The organism is Litorilinea aerophila, assembly GCF_006569185.2.
In the GTDB taxonomy this organism is placed as follows: domain Bacteria; phylum Chloroflexota; class Anaerolineae; order Caldilineales; family Caldilineaceae; genus Litorilinea; species Litorilinea aerophila.
Genome location: NZ_VIGC02000026.1, coordinates 1 through 20,578, shown reverse-complemented (window position 1 = coordinate 20,578; position 20,578 = coordinate 1). Strand labels below are relative to the sequence as shown.

General features: G+C 64.2%; 18 protein-coding genes and 1 pseudogene. 14 read left to right on the top strand and 5 right to left on the bottom strand.

From position 1 onward, the window contains the following. The first annotated feature begins 40 nt into the window (after positions 1 to 40). The 5 genes from FKZ61_RS17750 to FKZ61_RS17730 all read left to right on the top strand — a co-directional run bounded on the left by FKZ61_RS17750 (position 41) and on the right by FKZ61_RS17730 (position 6,925). Complete coding sequence (locus FKZ61_RS17750) at positions 41 to 1,660, top strand: ABC transporter substrate-binding protein (RefSeq protein ID WP_141611480.1); 1,620 nt, start codon at positions 41 to 43, stop codon at positions 1,658 to 1,660. A 76-nt stretch (positions 1,661 to 1,736) separates the two neighbouring features. After that, positions 1,737 to 2,684, top strand: a complete 948-nt coding sequence (locus FKZ61_RS17745; RefSeq protein ID WP_141611479.1) for an ABC transporter permease — start codon at positions 1,737 to 1,739, stop codon at positions 2,682 to 2,684. Between the two features lie 18 nt (positions 2,685 to 2,702). Continuing rightward, positions 2,703 to 3,608 carry a DUF1028 domain-containing protein gene (locus tag FKZ61_RS17740; RefSeq protein WP_141611478.1) on the top strand — a complete coding sequence of 302 codons (906 nt, stop codon included), beginning with the start codon at positions 2,703 to 2,705 and terminating at the stop codon, positions 3,606 to 3,608. Positions 3,609 to 3,662: 54 nt separating this feature from the next. After that, positions 3,663 to 4,571: an ABC transporter permease gene (locus tag FKZ61_RS17735; protein WP_141611477.1), complete on the top strand. Its 909-nt coding sequence runs from the start codon at positions 3,663 to 3,665 to the stop codon at positions 4,569 to 4,571. 11 nt (positions 4,572 to 4,582) lie between these two features. Further along, positions 4,583 to 6,925 (top strand): hypothetical protein, encoded by a 2,343-nt coding sequence (locus FKZ61_RS17730; protein WP_141611476.1) that lies wholly within the window; start codon positions 4,583 to 4,585, stop codon positions 6,923 to 6,925. 3 nt (positions 6,926 to 6,928) lie between these two features. Here FKZ61_RS17730 and FKZ61_RS17725 read toward each other — a convergent pair whose 3' ends face one another. Both FKZ61_RS17725 and FKZ61_RS17720 read right to left on the bottom strand, forming a co-directional pair. Next, on the bottom strand, positions 6,929 to 7,792 hold the full coding sequence (locus tag FKZ61_RS17725) for a tetratricopeptide repeat protein (RefSeq protein WP_141611475.1): 864 nt from the start codon (positions 7,790 to 7,792) through the stop codon (positions 6,929 to 6,931). A 340-nt stretch (positions 7,793 to 8,132) separates the two neighbouring features. Further along, positions 8,133 to 10,799 carry a CSLREA domain-containing protein gene (locus tag FKZ61_RS17720; RefSeq protein WP_141611474.1) on the bottom strand — a complete coding sequence of 889 codons (2,667 nt, stop codon included), beginning with the start codon at positions 10,797 to 10,799 and terminating at the stop codon, positions 8,133 to 8,135. On the opposite strand from FKZ61_RS17720, the gene FKZ61_RS17715 reads away from it, so the two are divergent. The 8 genes from FKZ61_RS17715 to FKZ61_RS17680 all read left to right on the top strand — a co-directional run bounded on the left by FKZ61_RS17715 (position 10,789) and on the right by FKZ61_RS17680 (position 17,747). Next, a complete protein-coding gene (locus tag FKZ61_RS17715) occupies positions 10,789 to 11,412 on the top strand; it encodes a uridine kinase family protein (RefSeq protein WP_141611473.1) in 624 nt (207 codons plus the stop codon). The genes FKZ61_RS17720 and FKZ61_RS17715 overlap by 11 nt on opposite strands. Next, on the top strand, positions 11,397 to 12,251 hold the full coding sequence (locus FKZ61_RS17710; protein ID WP_141611472.1) for an aminoglycoside adenylyltransferase domain-containing protein: 855 nt from the start codon (positions 11,397 to 11,399) through the stop codon (positions 12,249 to 12,251). Before FKZ61_RS17715 ends, FKZ61_RS17710 begins: the two co-directional genes overlap by 16 nt. 329 nt (positions 12,252 to 12,580) lie before the next feature. Continuing rightward, a complete protein-coding gene (locus FKZ61_RS17705) occupies positions 12,581 to 12,862 on the top strand; it encodes a lasso peptide biosynthesis PqqD family chaperone (RefSeq protein ID WP_170199930.1) in 282 nt (93 codons plus the stop codon). 121 nt (positions 12,863 to 12,983) lie between these two features. Then, entirely contained in the window at positions 12,984 to 13,094 is a 111-nt protein-coding gene (locus FKZ61_RS17700) for a lasso RiPP family leader peptide-containing protein (protein ID WP_141611470.1), read from the top strand. A gap of 146 nt (positions 13,095 to 13,240) precedes the next feature. After that, positions 13,241 to 14,245, top strand: a complete 1,005-nt coding sequence (locus FKZ61_RS17695) for a phosphoenolpyruvate carboxykinase (ATP) (RefSeq protein WP_141611469.1) — start codon at positions 13,241 to 13,243, stop codon at positions 14,243 to 14,245. Further along, positions 14,242 to 16,122 carry an ABC transporter ATP-binding protein gene (locus FKZ61_RS17690; protein WP_141611468.1) on the top strand — a complete coding sequence of 627 codons (1,881 nt, stop codon included), beginning with the start codon at positions 14,242 to 14,244 and terminating at the stop codon, positions 16,120 to 16,122. Before FKZ61_RS17695 ends, FKZ61_RS17690 begins: the two co-directional genes overlap by 4 nt. Before the next feature lie 73 nt (positions 16,123 to 16,195). Beyond that, positions 16,196 to 16,618: a lasso peptide biosynthesis B2 protein gene (locus FKZ61_RS17685; RefSeq protein WP_170199928.1), complete on the top strand. Its 423-nt coding sequence runs from the start codon at positions 16,196 to 16,198 to the stop codon at positions 16,616 to 16,618. Continuing rightward, entirely contained in the window at positions 16,581 to 17,747 is a 1,167-nt protein-coding gene (locus tag FKZ61_RS17680) for a nucleotidyltransferase domain-containing protein (protein ID WP_141611466.1), read from the top strand. Before FKZ61_RS17685 ends, FKZ61_RS17680 begins: the two co-directional genes overlap by 38 nt. Before the next feature lie 40 nt (positions 17,748 to 17,787). Here FKZ61_RS17680 and FKZ61_RS17675 read toward each other — a convergent pair whose 3' ends face one another. The 3 genes from FKZ61_RS17675 to FKZ61_RS17665 all read right to left on the bottom strand — a co-directional run bounded on the left by FKZ61_RS17675 (position 17,788) and on the right by FKZ61_RS17665 (position 20,199). Continuing rightward, a complete protein-coding gene (locus tag FKZ61_RS17675) occupies positions 17,788 to 18,003 on the bottom strand; it encodes a hypothetical protein (protein WP_141611465.1) in 216 nt (71 codons plus the stop codon). A gap of 26 nt (positions 18,004 to 18,029) precedes the next feature. After that, positions 18,030 to 19,061, bottom strand: coding sequence for an ABC transporter ATP-binding protein (locus FKZ61_RS17670; RefSeq protein ID WP_141611538.1), 1,032 nt, complete (start codon positions 19,059 to 19,061; stop codon positions 18,030 to 18,032). Between the two features lie 124 nt (positions 19,062 to 19,185). Next, positions 19,186 to 20,199, bottom strand: a complete 1,014-nt coding sequence (locus FKZ61_RS17665; RefSeq protein WP_141611464.1) for an ABC transporter ATP-binding protein — start codon at positions 20,197 to 20,199, stop codon at positions 19,186 to 19,188. Between the two features lie 96 nt (positions 20,200 to 20,295). Between FKZ61_RS17665 and FKZ61_RS17660 the strand changes: the two are divergent. After that, positions 20,296 to 20,578: pseudogene (locus FKZ61_RS17660) on the top strand (IS1634 family transposase); the annotation flags it as partial.

Genomic DNA, 20,578 nt, shown 5'->3' with positions numbered 1-20,578 from the left:
CGAAATCGGCGGAATGCTTCACCAGAGAGGAAAATAGCCCATGATGAAGACCCACAAACGAACCTTGACCTGGCTGATTTTGTTGCTTCTGCTGGCCGCCTGTGCCGGCCCGGCGGCTGCACCGACCGCCGAGGAGGCGGCCGCCACAGAACCCCCCGCGGCGACGGAAGCCGCCGCTGCCCCAGAGGAGGCCATGCCCATCATGGGCGGCGAGTGCCCCAAAACAGGTGGCACCCTGCGGGCAGCCTTCCAGAACGAGTGGGCCGGCCTGGATCCCCACACCACCAGCTCTTATTCCAGCTACCAGATCCTCAACAACGTCCTGGAAGGGCTGACTTTCTACGACAACGACCTCCAGCTCATCCCCTGGCTCGCCGAATCCTGGGAGCGCTCCGAGGACGGCAGGACCTGGACCCTGCACCTGCGCCAGGGGGTGAAGTTCAGCAACGGGCGGGAGATGACCGCCGAGGATGTCAAGTGGAGTTGGGAGCGCCTCATCGACCCGGCCACCGGTTCGGGCAACGCGGCCCGGGTGGGCCCGCCTGATACGGTCATCGAAGTGGTGGACGACTACACCGTCTCCGTCACCCATCCCGAGCCCTTCGGCATCTTCCCCCAGTCCATCGGCTTTGACAAGTCGTCCGGCATCATGGCGCCGGAGAGCGTGGACGAAGACGGCAACGTCACCATTCCCATCGGCACCGGCCCCTTCAAGATCACCGAACTGGAAGGCACCACCCGGCTGGTCCTCCAGCGCAACGAGCACTACTGGCAGGAGGGCTACCCCTGCCTGGATGAGATCATCATCCAGCCCATCCCGGATGACACCGTGCGGGAGACGGCCCTGCGGGGCGGCGAGGTGGACTGGGTGCTGAGTGTCGCGCCCCAAAACGTGGCCCTGTTGGAGCAGGATCCGGAGATCGTGGTGGCCCGGGCGCCCCAGCTCTCCTACGACTACATCGGCATCAACCTGACCCGCGCGCCCTTCGACGATGTGCGGGTGCGCCAGGCCATCGCCTACGCCATCGACCGCCAGCAGCTCTGCGAGGCCGGCTTCTTCGGCCTGTGTGTTCCCATCCAGGGCCCCACCGGCCCGGGCAGCCCCTGGTACTTTGACTACGCGCCCTATGACCGGGACGTGGAGAAGGCCCGCCAGCTCCTGGCCGAGGCCGGCTACCCGGACGGCATCGAGCTGGAGCTGATGCCCACCACCCAGTACCAGGAGACGGTCCGCGCCGCCCAGGTCCTGCAGCAGCAGCTGGCTGAGGCGGGCATCACCGCCACTATCAACGCCCTGGAGTGGAGTGAATGGCTGGAGAAGGAAGGCAACTTCCAGTACGACGCCTACATCTGCAACTGGAATGGCCTCATCGACGCCGACCAGTACTACTACCTCCAGCACCACACCGGCCTGATCTTCAACTTCACCGGCTACAGCAACCCCGAGTTCGACCGGCTGGTGGAGGAGGGACGCTCCATCAGCGATTTTGAAGAGCGCTACAAGATCTACGAGCAGGCCAACAAGATCCTGGTGGATGATGCGCCCTACGTCTACATGTACAACAAGCAGGAGATCCGGGCCTATCGTCCCTACGTGAAGGGCTTCACCGTGCGGCCGGACCAGGCCAACAACTTCTGGACGGTGTGGTTGGACCAGTAGGAGGTGGGGGAAGGTTGAAGGTTGAAGATTGAAGATTGGTGGTTGAAGTGGTAGGGCATCTGCGGGGCGTGGGGAGATGAATACCCGATATCTGATTCAACGCCTGTTGCTGACGGTGGTGGTGCTGTTGGGAGTCACCTTTGCGGTTTTTCTCATCATCCACCTGGTGCCGGGCGATCCCGCCCGGGTGATCCTGGGGGTGCAGGCCAATGAGGAGAACGTGGCTGCCCTCCGGGAGCGCCTGGGGCTGAACCGGCCGTTCCTGGTGCAGTACGGGAGCTGGCTGTGGCACGCCCTGCAGGGGGATCTGGGGCGCAGCCTGATCACCGGCCAGGCCGTGCTGCCCCAGATCCTCCAGCGGCTGCCGGCGACCCTGCAGCTGGCCGCCGCGGCTCTGTTCATCGGCATGCTCATCGGCCTGCCCGCGGGCATCGTCTCCGCCCTGCGGCCCGGCAGCCGGCTGGACGTGATCACCTCCCTGTTCAGTCAGGTGGGGGTCTCCATCCCTGACTTCTGGCTGGGCATTCTGCTGGTGATCCTCTTCTCCCTCACCCTGGGCTGGCTGCCGCCCAGCGGCTACACGCCCATCTCGGTGGACTTCGGCGACTGGCTGGCCCACCTGGTGCTGCCGGCCCTGACGGCCGGGGTGATCAGCGGCTCCATCCAGACCCGATTTGTGCGCAGCGCCATGCTGGAAGTCCTCAACGAGGATTACATCCGCACGGCCCGGGCCAAAGGGCTAGGGGAGCGGGTGGTCATCCTGCGCCATGGCCTGCGCAATGCCCTGATCACCATCGTCACCATCCTGGGCCTCCAGCTCACGGCCCTCTTCAGCGCCGTGGTCGTGGTGGAGGTAGTCTTCGCCTGGCCGGGCCTGGGCCGGTTAGCCCTGGACGCAGTCCTGGATCGGGACTATCCCCTGCTCCAGGGCACGGTGCTCACCATGGCTGTGGTCCTGGCGCTGGTCAACCTGGCGGTGGATCTCATCTATTTCTTCCTGGATCCCCGCATCGAATACGCATAGGGGAATGGGGAGCCTGCCATGACCTACTCCATCGTTGCCCGCGATTTGGACACCGGCCAGATGGGGGTGGCCGTCCAGACCTGCAACCTGGCCGTGGGCACCTGGGTCCCCTGGGCAGAAGGGGGGGTGGGCGCGGTGGCCACCCAGGCCCTGGCCGAACGCCGCTATGGTACCCTGGGGTTGGCCCTGCTGCGGGGGGGCATGACCGCGCCCCAGGCCCTGGCAGCCCTGCTGGCGGCCGACCCCCAGCGGGAATTCCGCCAGGTCTCCCTGGTGGACCGGGCAGGCCGGGTGGCCACCCACACCGGACGCCGGTGCATGCCCGAGGCCGGCAGTCACGTGGGCCCAGGCTTCTGTACCCAGGCCAACATGATGGCCCGGGATACCGTCTGGGAGGCCATGGCCGTCGCCTACCAGGAAGCTCGGGGCGACCTGGCCGAGCGCCTGTTGGCTGCGCTGGACGCAGCCCAGGCCGAGGGCGGGGACATCCGGGGCCAGCAAACGGCCGCCCTGTTGGTGGTGGACGCTGCGCCCAATCCCTTCCCTCTGGTGGATCTGCGGGTGGACCACCACCCCCGGCCGGTGCAGGAGTTGCATCGTCTCCTCCGGCTTCACCGGGCCTACAGCGCGGAGCGGGCCGTGGCCCGTTCCACCCAGGAGCCAGGTGCGCCCGGGGAGAAGGCCCAGGTGGAAGCATGGCTGGAGGAGATCGCGACCCTGGCCCCTGGGGAAGGCTATCTCCAATTCTTGCGGGCCATGCACCTGGCCGGTCGGTTGGGCCGGGAGCAGGAGGCGCTGACCCTGCTGGGGGAGCTCATCCGGCAGGATCCCATGTGGCGGGAGTACCTGCGCCGGGAGGCCCAGGTGGACCACTGCGGCTACCCGGGCCTGGGTCAGCGGCTGCTGGATGCCCTGGAACCTTGAACGGGAAGAACGACAGCGGCAAAGTCTTTGATTTTACAGCAGGAAGGAGATGGGATGGCGGAACCGGCGGTAGTGGCCCCGGCCCTGGGCCAGGAAGGAGCGACCCGGCGGACGGCCCCCCGTGGCTTCTGGCAGGATACCATCCACCGGCTGCGGCGCCATCGCACGGGCATGGTGGGCGCAACCCTGGTGGCCCTGTTGGTGTTGACCGCGCTCTTTGGGCCCTATCTGGCCCCCTACGATCCCAACCAGATGGACTTTTCGGTCCGGTTTTCACCTCCCACCCTGCGCCACCCCCTGGGTGCGGATGACTTCGGCCGGGATATCCTCAGCCGCATCATGGTGGGGGCCCGGGTTTCCTTGCAGGTGGGGATGATCGCGGTGGGGATCGCCGCCACGGTGGGGACCCTCCTGGGGCTGGTGGCGGGGTATGCGGGCCGGGTGGTGGATGAGGTCATCATGCGGGCCATGGACATCCTCTTTGCCTTTCCGGCCATCCTGCTGGCCATCGCCATCCTGGCTGCGTTGGGGAAAGGCATCCTGAACGCCATGGTGGCCATCGGCGTGGTCTATATCCCCATCTTCGCCCGCATTGCCCGGGGGACGGTGCTGGCCGTGCGCAACGAGGAGTTTGTGGAAGCCGCCCGGGCCATCGGCGCGCGGGACGCCCGCATCCTCTTTCGCCACATTCTGCCCAACGCGCTGGCTCCCCTCATTGTGGAGACCAGCCTGAGCCTCAGCTTTGCCATCCTGGCCGAGGCGGCGCTGAGCTTCTTCGGCCTGGGCACCCAGCCGCCCGATCCCAGCTGGGGCCGGATGCTGTCCGAGGGCCGGGCCTACTTCCAGCAATCCCCCTGGATGGGCATCTTCCCCGGCCTGGCCATCATGCTCAGCGTCATGGGCTTCAACTTCCTGGGGGACGGCCTGCGGGACGTCCTGGATCCCCGTCTCAAGAATCTGTGAGCGTGCCGGCCATGGACGACGGACAGATGGCCGCAGCGTCGGATGCTCTGCCGCCGCGCAGCGTGGACGGCCTGCGGACACGGCCCCGGGTTGCGGCCTCGCCGGGTGTGCTGGTGGCCCTGGGCCTGTTTTCCTCCGGTGGCATCCTCCTGGAGCTGGCCCTGACCCGCCTGCTCTCCACCCTCTACTATCCGCCCTATGTCTTCGGGGTGCTCTCCCTGGCGGTCCTGGGCATTGGCCTGGGGGCGGCCGGGGTGGCGTGGCGCCCTGCCTGGGGACGGCTTCGCCACGTACCCCGCTACATGGCCCTGGCCGGCCTTTCCGCGCTGGGCGTCGTTGCCCTTTCCGTGTGGACCGCGGGCCTGTCTCTGGGTTTTGTGCTGGTCGGGCTGGTGGCCCTGCCCTACATCTGGATGGGCCTGGCCCTGGCCAGCCTCTTCGCCGCCGCGTCCGAGGCCAGCCCGCGCCTCTACCTGGCCGATCTGGCAGGCGCCGGCCTGGGCGCCCTGCTTCTGGTCCCCACCCTGAATGCCCTGGGGGCCTTGAACGGCGCGCTGCTGGCTGCAGGCGTGTTGACCGCGGCGGCCTGGTGGATGGCCGGCGGGCTCCCAGGGGGGCACGGGGTGCGGCTGGCCACAGCAGGCCTGGCCACAGCCCTGCTGCTGGTGGGGAGCAACCTGGCCATGGGCTGGCTGCGCCCGGACATGGCCTCCCTGGGGTCGGGGAAGCCCATCGTGGAGGGACTGGCCGGCGGCGGCCGCATAGTGGCCACCGTTTGGGATGCCTTCGCCCGGACCGATCTGGTGGCGCCTGGCGACGGCGGCCCGTATCGGCTGTACCTGGACGGCGCCGCGCCGTCGGTGATGCCGCCGGCCAAGGACAACGACTACCTCTGGTCCGACATTGGGCTCTTTCCCTTCGCGACGGAACAACCCGAGCGGGTCTTCATCATCGGGCCGGGCGGCGGCCTGGACATCTGGTTTGGCCTCCAGAGCCAGGCCCGGGAGATGGTGGCCGTGGAGGTAAACCCGGCCAGTGTGACGCTGGTCAACCGCTTTGCCGCCTACAATGGCGACCTCTATCGCCGGCCGTCGGTGCGGGTGCTGGTGGATGAGGGCCGGAGCGTCCTCCGGCGGGAGGCGACCCGTTACGACCTGATCTTCCTCTCCCAGGTGGTGACCCTGGCTGCGGAGCGGACCGGCTACGCCCTGGTGGAGAACAGCACCTACACCCTGGAGGCGTTTACCGACTACCTGGCGCATCTGGAGCCCGACGGCCAGCTGGCCATCAAGCTCTACGACGAGCTCACCCTGAGCCGCGCCCTGATCACCGCGGTGGCGGCCCTGGAGCAAGAAGGGCTCACCGAGCGGCAGGCCCTGGGACACATCGCCGTCTTCCTGGACCCGGATGGGGAACCGCCCATTCCCCTGCTGTTGGTGCGCCGGTCGCCCTTCACCCGCCAGCAACTGAGCGCCCTGACGGCGGTGGCCCGCCAGGTGGGGTTCTTGCCCCTCTATCTGCCCCAGATCTATGCCGAGGCGCCCCTGCTCCAGGTGGAGGCCGGCGTCGTCACCTTCGATCAGTTGGTGGCCGCGGCCGAGAGCGACATATCGCCCACCACGGATGACCGGCCGTTTTTCTACCAGTTCGAGCGGGGGGTGCCCCGTGGTCTGCGGCCCCTGCTCTGGATTTTGGGATTCGTGTTGGCCGTGGGGGCTGTGGGCGTGGGGGTGATCCAGCGGCGGGTCCGGCCCCGGGCGGCCCGCTGGCTGCCGGGCTACTTCGCGGCGGTGGGGCTGGGCTTCATGGCCCTGGAGGTGGCCCTGATCCAGCAGACCCGCCTCTTCCTGGGCCACCCGACCCTGGCGGTGACCGCGGTGCTGGGCGTCCTGCTGATGGGCGGCGGGCTGGGCAGTGGGTTGGCTGGGCGTTGGTGGCGCGGGGACTCCCTGCCGGTGCTGCCGGTGTTGGGGGTGGCCGTGGCCGGGCTGGCCTGGCTGCTGGGCTGGCCGTGGCTCAGCCGGACCTTCTTCCAGGCCGATTTGGGCGTGCGCCTGGGGGTGGTGGTGATGGCCCTGCTGCCCCTGGCCCTGTTGATGGGCATGCCCTTTCCCCTGGGCCTGCGGGTGGCAGGGCGGCTGGGACGCTCCCAGGTGGCCCTGGCCTGGGCGGTAAACGGCGTCCTGACCGTGGTGGCGTCGGTGGGCGGGGTGGCCCTGGCTTTGCGCACCGGTTTCACGGGGGTGTTGTGGGCCGCTCTGGTGGCGTATCTCCTGGCTGCGGCCACGGCCTGGTACACGGCCCGGGTCACCCGGGGGACATCCTGTCCCACGGCGAAGCAGGGCGGGGCCTGACCTTCAGGGGGTACAGGCTTCCACCAGCAGGTTGGCCTGCTGCAGCTGGCCCATCAGCTCATCCCGGCCGGCGCCCGGGGTCAGTTGTTGGGCCAGTTGAAAGGCCTGCTGTATGTGTTCCCGGGCTTCTCCGCAGTGCTTCTGGCTCAACTCGGCCCCTGCCCATAACATCTCTGTGTAGGCATCGCTCCAGTCGGTGTAGTAGCGCACCTGGGAGGGATAGAGGCGGGAGACTTCCAGCGCTTTGCGGTACATCTCTCGGCCCTTTTCCGCGTTGCCGGAGGCAAAGAGCAGGTTGCCGTAGGCCCGGAGGGTGGCCCGTTCTTCGTTGGGGCTTTTGGTGATGGTCAGGGCCCGTTCCAGCAGCTGGCCGGCCAGCTCGAATTCGCCGGTACTGAAGAGGATGCCGGCCACCAGGTTGTATTCGTTGGCCGAAACGTAGCTGGCCGGCAGGCGGTTCATCACTTCGACCGCCTGGCTGGCCAACAGGGTGGCCTCGGCGTTGATCATGCTGGAGAGCTGGGCGGCGATCAGGCGGTCGGGGTAAGCGGCCAGCTCCGCGTTTTCCCGGGGCAGGGCGCTCAGGCGTTGGAGAAAGGTGCGCAGTTCGGCCCGGTTGTTTTGAATCGCCTGCTGGGCGGTCATGTAGTAGGAGACGCCCGTGGTCCCGAAGGAAAAGAGGAGGGCCATCAGCGCGATGAGGATGGAGGCGTCCCGGTACCAGGGGCGTGCCGCGCGGGCAGCCTGGATTTGGAGCGTGTCGATTTCGGCGTCGTTGCGGGCGACGTGGGCCTCCAGGAGGTGGAGCTGTTGGCGGAGGTCGGCTTCCTCGGCTTCGGGGGGCGGGTTGGGATGGGGCGGTTGCATGGGTTTTCTCTCCTGGTGGGAAGGTGGTAAATCCCGGCAGAAATTCGCCGATGGTATCCGCCAGAGGTAGTGCCGCCGAATTTCTGCTGTGGTATTGACGCCAGACTGTACCAGTATGGCCAAAAATGGGTGCGGTGTCAATCCTGTTTTAAAACCTAGCTAGCGGAGACGCAGAGGCACATAGAACTTTTAGAGAAGAGACAAGAGGAGTCTCTGGTTAGATGAAATGGGGCGGGGGAAAAGGGGGCATTCCATGGATGTCGAATGCGCCCTGGAATGCCCCCTTCGGTGTGCGCCCCGAGGGGGCTGCTGTGTAGATCTTGATTCGAGTGGCGAACTTTTAAGGTTGGCTGGTCCAGGGCAGGTAGACAAATGACCCTACGCCCCACATGCCCGCCATTTCAGCTTCCTGGCTATTGCCGTCATCGTCTGTTGCAGACAGGAAAACTGGATAGTGATGGCCGGCCGCCAACTGTTTGAAGCTGACTGTGAAATGGACGATGACGGTCGGATCTTGAACTCCGGCAGCCTGGAAGAAGCTTTCCTCCAGGTGTAACCGGGCTGTTTCTGTTTCCAGTACCGTGTCTTCGCCAGCGCTTCCGCTCCCGATAACGTTGCCATGCCCGTCAATCAGGCTGAACGTGCTGGCATCATTGCCGCTATCGTCCTGGCTTTCCGTAAACCGGACCCAGAGGACCGTTTCCAGGCCCTCGCCCACCTGCAGATCCAAAACATCCAGTTTCCGCCATTGTACCGGATGGGTCCAGGTCAAGGTGAAGGTCAAGCGTACATCTGGCAGTGTAGTGCCGGCGATGGGCGTTAGTTCACTGGTGCCGACGCCACCCAGGCTTACCCGTCTGCTGATTTCAAAGCTGCCGATATCGCATCGGGCCCGGGCCAGACTGTCTTCGAAAGCATTGGTCGGCCGTGGGAAACCCCGTTGATCACTGGCGGGGCAGGTGGTGTTATTGCCGTTTTCGATAGCAGGGCTACCAGCCAGCAAGGCGTGGGTGAGGGTCGGGCCACCATTATCCTGGAGAGGCCCCAATTTAGGATCGATAGGGCTGCTGCCGGTGCCCACAATATCCCCAGGCATGGTGAAAAGGCCGCTGAACCCGCTGCAGCCGGTGTCGTTTCCAACCAGGTTGAACCCCAGCGAATCGATGGGGCCGGAGCAGTCCGGGTGTTTGTCAGCAGCGCTGCGGTCATGATTACCCGCCAGAATCGCCTGGTGCAATCTAACCACTCCCTGATTACCGAGACTGTGGGCGACGTTGAAGATTCCGCCCCCGTCGCCGTGCTCATCCTCGTCTGCATCAGCGGTGTTGTCGGTAATGGTTACAAAGCTCAGGGTGGTTGTACTGGTCACTAATTGTTGATTGGCCAGCACGACTCCATTGTTGTGAATACCACCGCCGTTTAAGCCTGCCCGGTTGCCGCTTACTGTGCTGTTGAACAAACTGCTGTGGCCAAAGAAATTGTCTATGCCACCACCGTTACCGCCGGCTGTATTGTTGCTGATGGTGCTTCTCTCTACAGTCAGAGACTTCTCAATGTAGTTCTCAATACCACCGCCACCAAAGACTGCTTCGTTGTCTCGTATGGCACTCTCCAGAATAGTGCACTGGCCAGAGTTATAGAGTCCGCCGCCGAACACCGCATGGTTCTGGCATAGGAGGCCATGATGAGAGTCTACGTACCAGATTACGTTATAGAGTCCGCCGCCGAACACCGCATGGTTCTGGCTGAGGGTGCTGGTGTCAAGGGTGCACGTGCCGCTATTAAAGATGCCCCCACCTCCACTGTCAACACCGATCAGCTGGGTCTGGTTTTCTGTGACGGTGCTATGGCTCAATTTTAGCGTTGCGCGATTGAAGATGCCGGCGCCGTCGAATCTAGAGCTGTTGCCGCTTACAAGGCTGTGGTTTAACACCATCGCTCCAGCCCCTACCTCATTCACCAGACCCCCTCCACTAAAGGTGATAGCAGTGTTACTGATAACGGCGCTGGCATTGAGGGTCACTGTCCCTGAAAGGTTGTAGATTCCGCCACCGCTCGTTCTTGCTGAATTTGTGGAGACTTGGCTATCGTTGAGGACCAGGGTTCCTTCGTTGAAAATGCCCCCTCCGCCGGTGCCACCGGTGTTGCTCGTTGTTTGGTTGTCTTTGATGATACTTCGATTCAGGACCAACCGGCCATGGTTGTAGAGGCCTCCACCATTTCTGGCTGCATTGTTGACGACTATGGCATCATTCAGGGTCAGGACGCCTTCGTTGAGAATGCCACCGCCATCATCGGCACTGGGGTCACTGGAGTTGAAGTCTTCCCTATGGCCATGCTGGATGATTACGTGGGAGAGGGTGACTCTGCCAGAAAGGATGTGAAAGATACGATCATTCCAACCTTCTGCTCCCTGGATGGTCGCCTGGCCTGCATCCTGGACAACCAGATTGAGAGTGCCGCGAATATCTAAATCACCTGTGTGGGCATCATCTTCGTCAGCTCCTGAAATGGTCAGGGTGTAGGTCCCTGGCGAGAGTTCAATGGTGTCCGCCAGGGTGGGATGGCCGGCCGGGCAACCACCAATGGGCGTGTTCGTGTTGGCCGCCAAGATGGCTTCTCGTAAGGAGCATTGCGCATTGTCGTTAATTTCATCCCGGAATGTGTTGACTGCGATTGACGTGCCAGTTGCCGCCTGAGCCGGTTGTTGAGCCAGATCGCCGACTAACAGGGCGACAAGAATGAGAAGGATATGGATCTGTTTGGCCTTCGTCTTCATGGTTCCCCCTCTCGATTTTGAATTTGAACGGTTCGATTTCCACATTGGGTCAAAGCATTCAGATAACGAAACCACATCTTTGGAATCGGTGCTGGCCCATTCCAGGATAGGCCGGCAGATTATTAACTCGCCAGCCAAATTGCTGTCGAATTTTTGCCGAAAATGCTGAAGGGGTTTTATGGAGTTCACTAGATTCATCACACAATGGGATGCGTTGGTGGCGGCCATCCGCCAGGCGCGCCTGGCGGTCTCCCACCGAGACAGCCGGCCCCTGGTGGTCGCCCTGGACGGCGGCAGCGGCGCGGGCAAGTCTACCCTGGCCGGCCGACTCCGGCGGGAACTGGACCTGGCCCTGATCCCCCTGGATGACTTTTTCTCCGGCCATATCCCGGATGCCTGTTGGGACACCTTTACCGTGGCAGAGAAGCTGGAACGGGTCTTCCATTGGGAACGGCTCCGCCGGCAGGTGCTGGTGCCCCTGCTGGCCGGCCAGGAAGCCGTGTGGCACCCCTTTGACTTCGCCGGGGGCCTGCGCCCCGACGGCACCTACGGCCTGGCGCAGACGCCCCGGCGCTGCCCGCCGGCGGAGATCATCGTGGTCGAGGGGGCGTACTCGGCCGGCCCGGCCCTGGCCGACCTGGTGGCTCTGGCCATCCTGGTGGATGTGCCGGTGGCGGAGCGGCATGCCCGCCTGGCCCGCCGGGAGGAGGCCGGGTTTCTGCGCCAGTGGCATGCCCGTTGGGATGCCCTGGAACATTACTATTTCACCCAGGTGCGGCCCCGGGATTCCTTCGATCTGGTGGTGAACAACAGCGGGGAGGGGCCATGGATATCGAAGTGAAGGTGCCGCCGTCGGTCCATGACCTGTTGCGCGCGCTGCTGGTGGGCATCCAGGACGCGCTGTCCGACAACCTGGTGGGTGTCTACCTGCGGGGCTCCCTGGCCTATGGGGATTTTGATGAGGCCACCAGCGATGTGGACGTGCTGGCGGTGACCGGGGCGCCGGTGGATGAACCAGCGTTTCAACGGCTGGTCCGCCTGCACGAAGGGCTGGCCGAATTACCCAACCCCTTTGCCCGGCGGCTGGAAATCGCGTATGTGGATCAGGAGGCCGTGCGGGTATTTCGGCCGAGCCTATGCCATCCCACCCTGGGGCAGGGCGAGGGGGAGCGGCTGATGTGGCAGGAGCATCGTTCCAACTGGATCCTGGAGCGGTGGACCGTGCGGGAGCATGGCCGCATCCTGTGGGGGCCGGATCCCCGCACTCTCATCGATCCGATTGCGCCCCAGACGTTGCGGCAGGCAGTGGCCGAGCGGCTGGGGGATTGGGTGACGTGGGCCGAGGATGAAGGGGATCCGGACTGGTTCCTCCCCCTGAAGCACAAGGCCTACGTGGTTGAAACCATGTGTCGCATCCTGTATGCATTGGAAACAGGGGGCCTGGCCAGCAAGCCCCAGGCTGTGCAGTGGGCCTTGCAACACCTGCCCCGGCACTGGCGGGCGCTGGTGCAGCGTGCCCAGGCGTGGCGCACAGACGAGCGGGTGGATCTCTCCCCCAACGGGGAAGTCCGCCGTTTTGTGCTGTGGGTGGGGCGCTTTCAGCAGGGGGGGGCAGGACAAGGATTAACTGCCAGGCTGCCGGGCCTGTCTGTGAAAAAGACAGAAAATTGTAAGGAATAGGATGGCCCCATCAGCTTATAATAGGAGCATGGTCAGAAGCACCCATCGCCGCCTCCTCTGCATGTGCAACAGACCTCATTACCCAGGTAGATCCTGTCGGCTGTAGCAAACTTGCCACCCGACTTTCTGCTGATTCCGTAACAATTCAAATGGGTAAGGGCCACCTTAACGCCGTAGCCCTATGCAGCGGTAAGTCTACTTTGACCTCGTCATCGGTATACCAATAGACTTTGCGCTATTTTGCTATTTCCCGATTGGGTGTCCAGCCTTCGACTGAACAATGACCGGAGTAACCGATGCATTTAACCGACTCTACGGATTCGCTCTCATTGGCCTCCTGGGTCGTGGCCACCAAGGATCAGATTGCAGCCCAATTCGGCGATGAAGTGGTCGTTTTGGGTTTCCAGACAGGTTCCTACTACGGCCTGGGCGGCGTTGGCGTAACCATCTGGAATCTCCTCCAGGAGCCCCGGACTGTAGCCGAGATCCGGGATCGCCTCTGTGCCGAGTATGACGTGGCGCCAGAGCAATGCGAGCAGGATCTCCTCTCTTTTTTGAGGCAGTTGGCCCAAAAAGATCTGATCCAGGTCCTGGCCCAGCCTCCGTTGTGACATGGTTTTGACACGGCCTTTCCCTGTATTCAAGGGTTTGTTGTAGAGCATTGGTTGTAGTATCTCGCTGTGGTAGTTCCTGATCCCCATTGGGTGTCCCCCCAGAAAGGAGTGAGAAACGATGGAGCCATCTAAGAAGCCCTATGCGGCACCGCTGCTCAAGGAATACGGGGCAGTACGGGAGGTAACCCAGGCCAGCACCGCCCGGGGCCGCAAGAAGAAAAAGAAGTAATAGCCGTCTATACAGGGAAAGCCGTGTCGTGTGCGTAGATGCCGGTGCCTGCCGGTGTCCGGGCACAGTGTGGTCGACAAATGGGCCGGGGATAGCTCCCGAAGGAGCATCCCCGGCCCATCGCCAGGCTTGTGAGATCGTCCCCCATGTTTGCCTATCAAATTTGTGGTTACACTTTTTATTGCACCTTTCCCCTGCGAGAACTCATCCCCGGGGATGACACTTCGCCCCTCTTCCGCGTGGAGCTGGGCAACAACCCGCCGGATTTGGCCAGTCCAGCCCAGCGTCTGAACGAGTGGTATGACCCGGATGGCAGCGTCTGGCTGGCCTTCGGGAGACTGGCAGATGGGTATCTGCTTCACTTCTCGGATCTGGCGCGGTTCACCCTGTCCGCCGACGCGCGGGTCATCCGCTGTTATCCCGACTCAGACTGCCCGCCGGAGACGTTACGTCATCTCCTGTTGAACCAGGTGATTCCCCTGGTGCTGGCCCATCAGGGGCAGCTGGTGCTTCATGGGGCCGCCTGTGCCATCTCCGGCCGGGCTGTTGCCTTCGTGGGCAGGACAGGCATGGGGAAGTCTACCCTGGTGACCCGTTTGGGGTTGGCCGGCCATCCAGTGCTGACGGATGACTGCCTGCTTCTGAAAGAGGCAGAGGGGCAGTTTCAGGTGCACTTCAGCTACCCCGGCGTGCGCCTCTGGCCGGAGAGCATTGACGCGCTGATGGACGGGCGCGCGACGCCCATGCCCCTGGCCCACTACACTGAGAAAAAACGGGTACTCCTGGAGCGCGCCGGCCCCCTGCCCGCGACCCCGCTAAGTCGTGTCTACGTCCTGCTCCCCCCAGGAGATTCCACGGCCGGCCAGGAGGTCACCATCCGCCCCATGGCGGCCAACGAGGCCATGCTGGAGGTTATTCGCCACGCCTTTCAATTGGATGTGACGGACCGGGACTGGCTGGCCGCTGCATTCCACCGATACGCCAGGCTGGTCAATCGGATCCCCTTCTTCTTCCTGGCCTATCCCCGGGAACATACCCTTCTCCCTGTGGTTCAACGTGCCATTGAGCAGCATATGGAGACCGGCAGCATCCATCGGTTTCCCGTGCCGACCCCTTCCCGCCGACTTCAGGACCGGCCAAGCCCACCATGAGAGATCATCTGGCCCTGGCGCGTGCCAGGCTGGCCCTTGCGCTGGCCCAATGGCCCTATCTGCTCCGCACCCTGGGCATGGTTTGGACTGCGGCCCGCCCCTGGACCCTGGCCTGGATCGGGCTGTTGATCCTCCAGGGGATCTTGCCGGTAGCGACGGTCTATCTGACCCGGGCTCTGGTGGACAACCTGGTGCTGGCTTTGGAGAACCAGGCCGGCTGGATGGCCTACGGAACGGTCCTTCCCCTGGCTGGGGGGCTGGTTGGGGTGTTGCTGTTGACCCGACTCCTGGCCTATGGGGCGGACTTCGTGCGAACGGCCCAGGCCGAGCTGGTCACCGATCACGTCAGCGCGCTGATCCATGACCAGTCCATGGCGGTGGATCTCTCCTTCTATGAGCGGGCCGAATATTACGATCGCCTCTACCGGGCCCAGTATCATGCCCTGGAACGGCCCCTCATCCTGCTGGAAAGCCTGGGGGCCGTGTTGCAAAATGGCCTGACCCTGGTGGCCATGGCTGCCGTGTTGCTCCCCTACGGCGTTGGCCTGCCCGTGGCGCTGGTGGCCAGCAGCCTGCCAGCCCTCTATGTCCTGTTGGAGCATCGTTATCGCTTCCATTGTTGGCGCCTGAAGAATACCGAGAACGAGCGACGAACCTGGTACTACAACTGGCTGCTGACGGATCGAGAGCCGGCGGCCGAGCTGCGCATGTTCGATCTGGGACCCCACTTCCAGTCCCGGTTTCAATCCCTCCGCCGGCAACTGCGAAACGAGCGGATCCGGCTGGCTTGGGATCAGGGCAAGGCCGAGGCGGTGGCCGGAACGGGTTCCCTCCTGATCATGGGCGGTGCCCTGGCCTGGATGCTCTGGAAAGTGATGCAGGGCCTCTTCAGCCTGGGGGATCTGGCCCTCTTCGCCCAGGCCTTTCAACAGGGCCAGCGCCTGATGGGAACCCTCTTTGAGAGCCTGGGCGACATTTACAGCAACAGCCTGTTTTTGAGTGACCTGTTCTCCTTCCTGGCACTGAAACCGGCTGTGGCCGACCCGGAGAAGCCGGTCGCCGTTCCGACCCCCCTGCGCCAAGGGATTCGCTTCGACGGCGTGACGTTTCGCTACCCGGGCAGTGCGCGCGCTGCCCTGAAGAACTTTCACCTGGAAATACCGGCCGGCCAGATTGTCGCCATCGTGGGGGCCAACGGTGCGGGCAAGAGCACCCTCATCCGCCTGCTCTGCCGCTTCTACGATCCCGATCCAGGCCGCATCCTGCTGGACGATGTGGATCTGCGTTGCTTCCGCCTGCAGGAGCTGCGACGCCAGATCACCGTTCTTTTTCAGGAGCCGATCCGATATCAGGATACCGCCCGGGAGAACATTGTCCTGGGCGATCGGCTGGCTGTGAATGGCTTCCCGGCCGTCCAGGCGGCTGCCCGCGCCGCCGGCGCAGACTCGTTCATCGCCGGGTTGCCCCATGGCTATGAAACGTTGCTGGGGCGCTGGTTTAAGGAGGGGTGCGAGCTCAGCGGCGGTGAGTGGCAGCGACTGGCCCTGGCCCGGGCCTACTGGCGCCTCGCCCCCATCCTCGTCCTGGACGAGCCCACCAGTGCCATGGATCCCTGGGCCGAGCACGACTGGCTGCAACGTTTTCGCCGCTTGGCGGCTGGCCGCACGGTTCTGATGATCACCCACCGCTTTACCACCGCCATGTACGCCGACATGATCCACGTGATGGAAGCCGGCCAGGTGGTCGAATCGGGCAGCCACGACCAGTTGCTGGCCCAGGGCGGCCGCTATGCCCGCTCCTGGCGGCAGCAGATGCAGGGCGTCTCCGACCTGAAGCCGGCCGGTCCTGGTGCCCTGGACATGGTTGCGGGGATTTAGGAAGGAGGCAGCGGTGGCGGGGATCCGGCTTCGTCGCTTTTTCACACTGCCCCGGAGGGAGCAGCTGCTTCTGGTGCTGGCACTGCTGGCGCTGGCCGGTGTGCGGGTAGCCCTTCGCCGCCTCCCCCTGGATCGCGTCCAGGGGGGATTGGCCGCTCTGGCTGGCCGCTTTGGCCGCTTTCTCCCCCAGCCGCCGCCACCGCCAACTCGCATCGCCGAAGCCATCCGCCTGGCTGCTCGCTACTTGCCCGGCAGCACCTGCCTGCCCCAGGCCCTGGCTGCCCATTTTCTGCTTTCGCTCTATGGACACGCCGCCCGGTTCCACATCGGCGTGGCTCGGAGGGAGGATGGGCGCTTCGAAGCCCATGCCTGGGTGGCGGATGACAGCGGTGTGCTGGTGGGCGACCTGCCCGATCTGGGGCGTTACGTATTGCTGTCTTCGGTAGACAGGGAGGGATATGTCGGCATCCGGGGTGCCTTTCAAGCAGAACGGTGAGATGCGACTCCTGCTGTCCTGTGCTCGTCCAGGACCGGTCGAGCAGCAGGCAGCGTGTATTCGCGCCTGCCTGCAGGATGCCGTCGATTGGTCCCTTCTCTGCCATCTTGCCCAGCACCACCATGTGGTTCCGTTGCTTTCTCGCGGCTTGCAAACGGCAGCTCCCCAGGCCGTGCCGGCGGCGGTGCGCCGCTGGCTGGACGAACAGATGCACGTCAGCATCCAGAGCAGCCTCCACCTGACCCGGGAATTGCTGCAATTGCTGGCCCGGTTCCAGCAACGCAACATTCAGGTGCTCCCCTACAAGGGGCCTGTGCTGGCCACAAGTCTATACGGCGACCTTTCCCTGCGCCCCTTTGGGGACCTGGATCTGCTGGTGCGGGATCAGGATGTGCTACAGGCGCTGGACGTGCTCCTTGCGGCCGGCTACCAGATTCTGCGGCCGGCCGCCGTGGCCACTGGGGAACGGCCACTTCAGATGAAGCGGGTCTGCCATCTGGTCTCCCGCTCCTCGTGGGCCTATCAGCTGGTGCTCTGGCAGCCGGCTCGCCAGGTCCTGGTGGAGCTGCATTGGCGGCCCCTGCCCCGCTATGTCTTCCCGGCCAGCCCCCAGTTCCTGTGGGAAGACCTGGACGCTGTGTCCTTGGGGAATGAGGTGCTTCTCACCTTTTCCCTGGAAAACCTGCTCTGGTTCCTTTGCGTCCACGGGGCCAAACACCGCTGGCAGCGGCTTTCCTGGATCTGTGACCTGGCGCACCTGCTTGAAGCCCGCCCGGATCTGGATTGGTCCAAATTGATGGCCCGGGCCAGGGCATTGGGCACCCAACGCCGCCTCTGTTTGGGGATCTTCCTGGCCCATAGCCTGTTCCAGGTGCCTTTGCCCCGACCCGTGGAGCATCAGATGGGAAGCCGGGCCGATTTGGGCTCCCTGGCCCGGCCGGTAATGGCCGGCCTGCTGGACGGTGCGGGCCAGGACGAGGATCTGTTGCATCCAGCCGCCGTTGCCTTCCAGGTGCGGGTCATGGAGCGGCTGGCCGATCGGGGACGCTACCTGTTACACCTGGCGAGAAAGGTGGCGCCCGGGGCCGTGGCCGATTGGGCCAGGACGGTCCGTCACGCTTCCCTGTAAGCGGAACCGCGGCGATGGCGCCATCCAGGTGAGGGGGCTCTCAGAACGGATCGCGCGGGCCGCGGCGGCCCATGCCATGGGCGGCCAGGCCGGCAATCCCCGCCAGGAAGCCGCCGGTGGAGGCGGCGAAACTCAGGAAGGCCAGCAGGAAGGTAGGTTCCAGCACCTGGAGCACCATCAGCAGGGGAAGGACCACGCCTACCACCAACAGGACACCGCCTGTCACCATCCAGTGCACTGGGTTGAAGGGTGCCATGGCGCCCCTCCTTATCTTCATTCCGATCATGCGTACAGCCAGCACTTGGTGTAGTGCTGGGGCCTCGGCTCAAAGTACGGGGGATCCTGTACCTCGCACAGGCCGGCGATGACGTGGGGACAGCGGGGGTGAAAGCGGCAGCCCCGGGGCGGTCGCACCAGGCTGGGCGGCTCGCCTGGCGGCACTTCCCGCAGCACGGTGGCGTTGTGAGGATCAGGGTCCGGAATGGCCGCCAGCAACGCCTGGGTGTATGGGTGTTGGGGCGCAGCCAGCAGGTCATCCACCGCCGCGTGCTCCACCAGCTGGCCTGCATACATCACGAAAATGCGCTGGGAGAAATAGCGGACCGTGGAGAGGTCGTGGGTGATGTAGATGACCGCAATGTTGTGGGCCACCTGCAGGCTCTCCATCAGCCGCAAGATCTCCACCCGCACCGACGCATCCAACATGGAGACCGGCTCATCGGCCACAATGAGCCGGGGCCGCAGGATCATGGCCCGGGCAATGACCACCCGCTGTTGCTGCCCGCCGCTGAGCTGGTGGGGAAATTTGTTCACAAAATCGCCCACCGGCAACAGGCGTACCTCCTCCATCACCTCGGCCACCCGCCGGCGTCGCTCCGCCTGTTCGGTGATGCCATTGACGATCAGGGGCTCCTCCAGGATACGGCGCACGGACATGAAGGGCGGCAGCGCGCCAAAGGGGTCCTGCTGGACATAGCCCACCTGGGATCGGTACCAGCGCCAGCCGGCCCGGTCCAGGCTGTTGAGGCTGCGGCCATCGAAGAAGATATCCCCCTTCGTCGGGCGATGAAGCCCCAGGATGGTTTTCATGAGGCTGGATTTGCCGCAGCCGCTCTCACCCACGATGGCGATGGTCTCCCCCGCGTCCAGCTCGAAGCTCACGCCATCCACCGCACGCACATAGCCCGCGTGGCCAAAACCCCAGCGCCGCAGCTCGAACCAGGTGTGTACATCCTGCACCGAGAGCAGCGGCTGTCGCGCGGCCGGCGGCCCTTCATTGGGATGGATGGCGGTCGTTGGCGTGGACCCTGGCATGGTGGTCATGGCGTCTGTCATTTCCTCGATCTGTTGACTCGTCTACCCCAGGGGCGCTGTTCAGCCGGGTTTCCTGGCGGATACACAGCGGCGGGCGTCCCCTGTCGGGATGGGCCTGGTTGGTTCATGTGGGCGTGGCATACAGGGGGACGGGCTGGCGCTCTTCCGCATAGAGCCAGCACTTGACCTGTTGCCGCGCGCCCGGCTCGTAGAGGGGCGGCTCCTGGTCGCAGGGCTCGAAGCGGGCCGGGCAGCGTGCGGCGAAGCGGCAGCCAGCCGGTGGCTGGAGCAGGCTGGGGGGCTGGCCGGGGATGAAGACCGGGTCCTGCTTCTGGCGCAGCCGGGGCACGCTGGCCATGAGCCCCTGGGCGTAGGGATGGTAGGGCCGGCTGAAGAAATGGGCGGCGTCGTTCAACTCCACGATCTGGCCCGCGTACATGGTGGCCACCCGGTCCGCCAGCTCGCTGGAGGTGCCGATATCGTGGGTGATGAGGATGTAGCTGGTGGTGTACTCCTGCTTGATGCGCTTGAGCACATTCATGATGTTGGCCTGGGTCAGCACGTCCAGGGCCGAGGTCGGCTCGTCCAGCACGATGAGGTCCGGATTGGTGACCAGGGCCATGGCAATGGCCACCCGCTGGCGCATGCCGCCGCTCAGCTCGAAGGCGTAGCGGTGGAGAAAATCGGCCGGGACGCCCACGCTGGTGAAGGCCTCGGCGGCCCGGCGCAGGGCTTCCTGGCGGCCCAGGCGCAGGTGCTCCATGAGGGGCTCGGCCACCTGGTCCCCCACCTTCAGCACCGGGTTCAGGGCGTTCATGGCCGCCTGGGGGACGAAGGAGATCTTCAGCCAGCGCACCTGCTGGCGGAACTCTTCGTCGCTCAGCCCCATCAGCTCCTGGCCGTTCAGGGTGATGCTGCCGCTGAAGCGTTCCACGTTGCGGGGCAACAGCCGCAACAGGGCCCGGGCCAGGGATGTCTTGCCGCACCCCGATTCCCCCAGGATGACCATGGCCTCGTTACGCCGCAACTCAAAGCTCACCCCATCCACCGCCTGGACCACGCCACGGCTGGTCCGGAAGTGAAGCTGCAGATTGTCCACCCGCAGAAGCGTATCGTTTTGATCCGGGCGCAAGCTCACATTCTCCCTAAATCTTCAATCTTCAATCTTCACAGCCTTTAACTCATGGTTCGCTCAAATCTAGATGGGTTTAGCAGATTGTAGTAAACTCTCGCCATGAGCGAGAGACTGATAGTAACGAATGAACGAGTAGATGATATTCCCTTGCTGCTGGTCCAGATGGAACGGATGGGGGTGCCATTCCTGCTGGACGAATTCTTCCCCACCCACGGCAACTGGCAGGGGCTCAGCCTGGGGTGGACGGCCACCATATGGCTGGGCCATATCCTTTCGGAAGGTGACCACCGCTTGAACCACGTCCAGGACTGGGCGGAGAAGCGTTTGGAGACGCTGAGCCGCTGCAGCGACCAGGAGGTGCGGGCCCTGGACTTCAGCGACG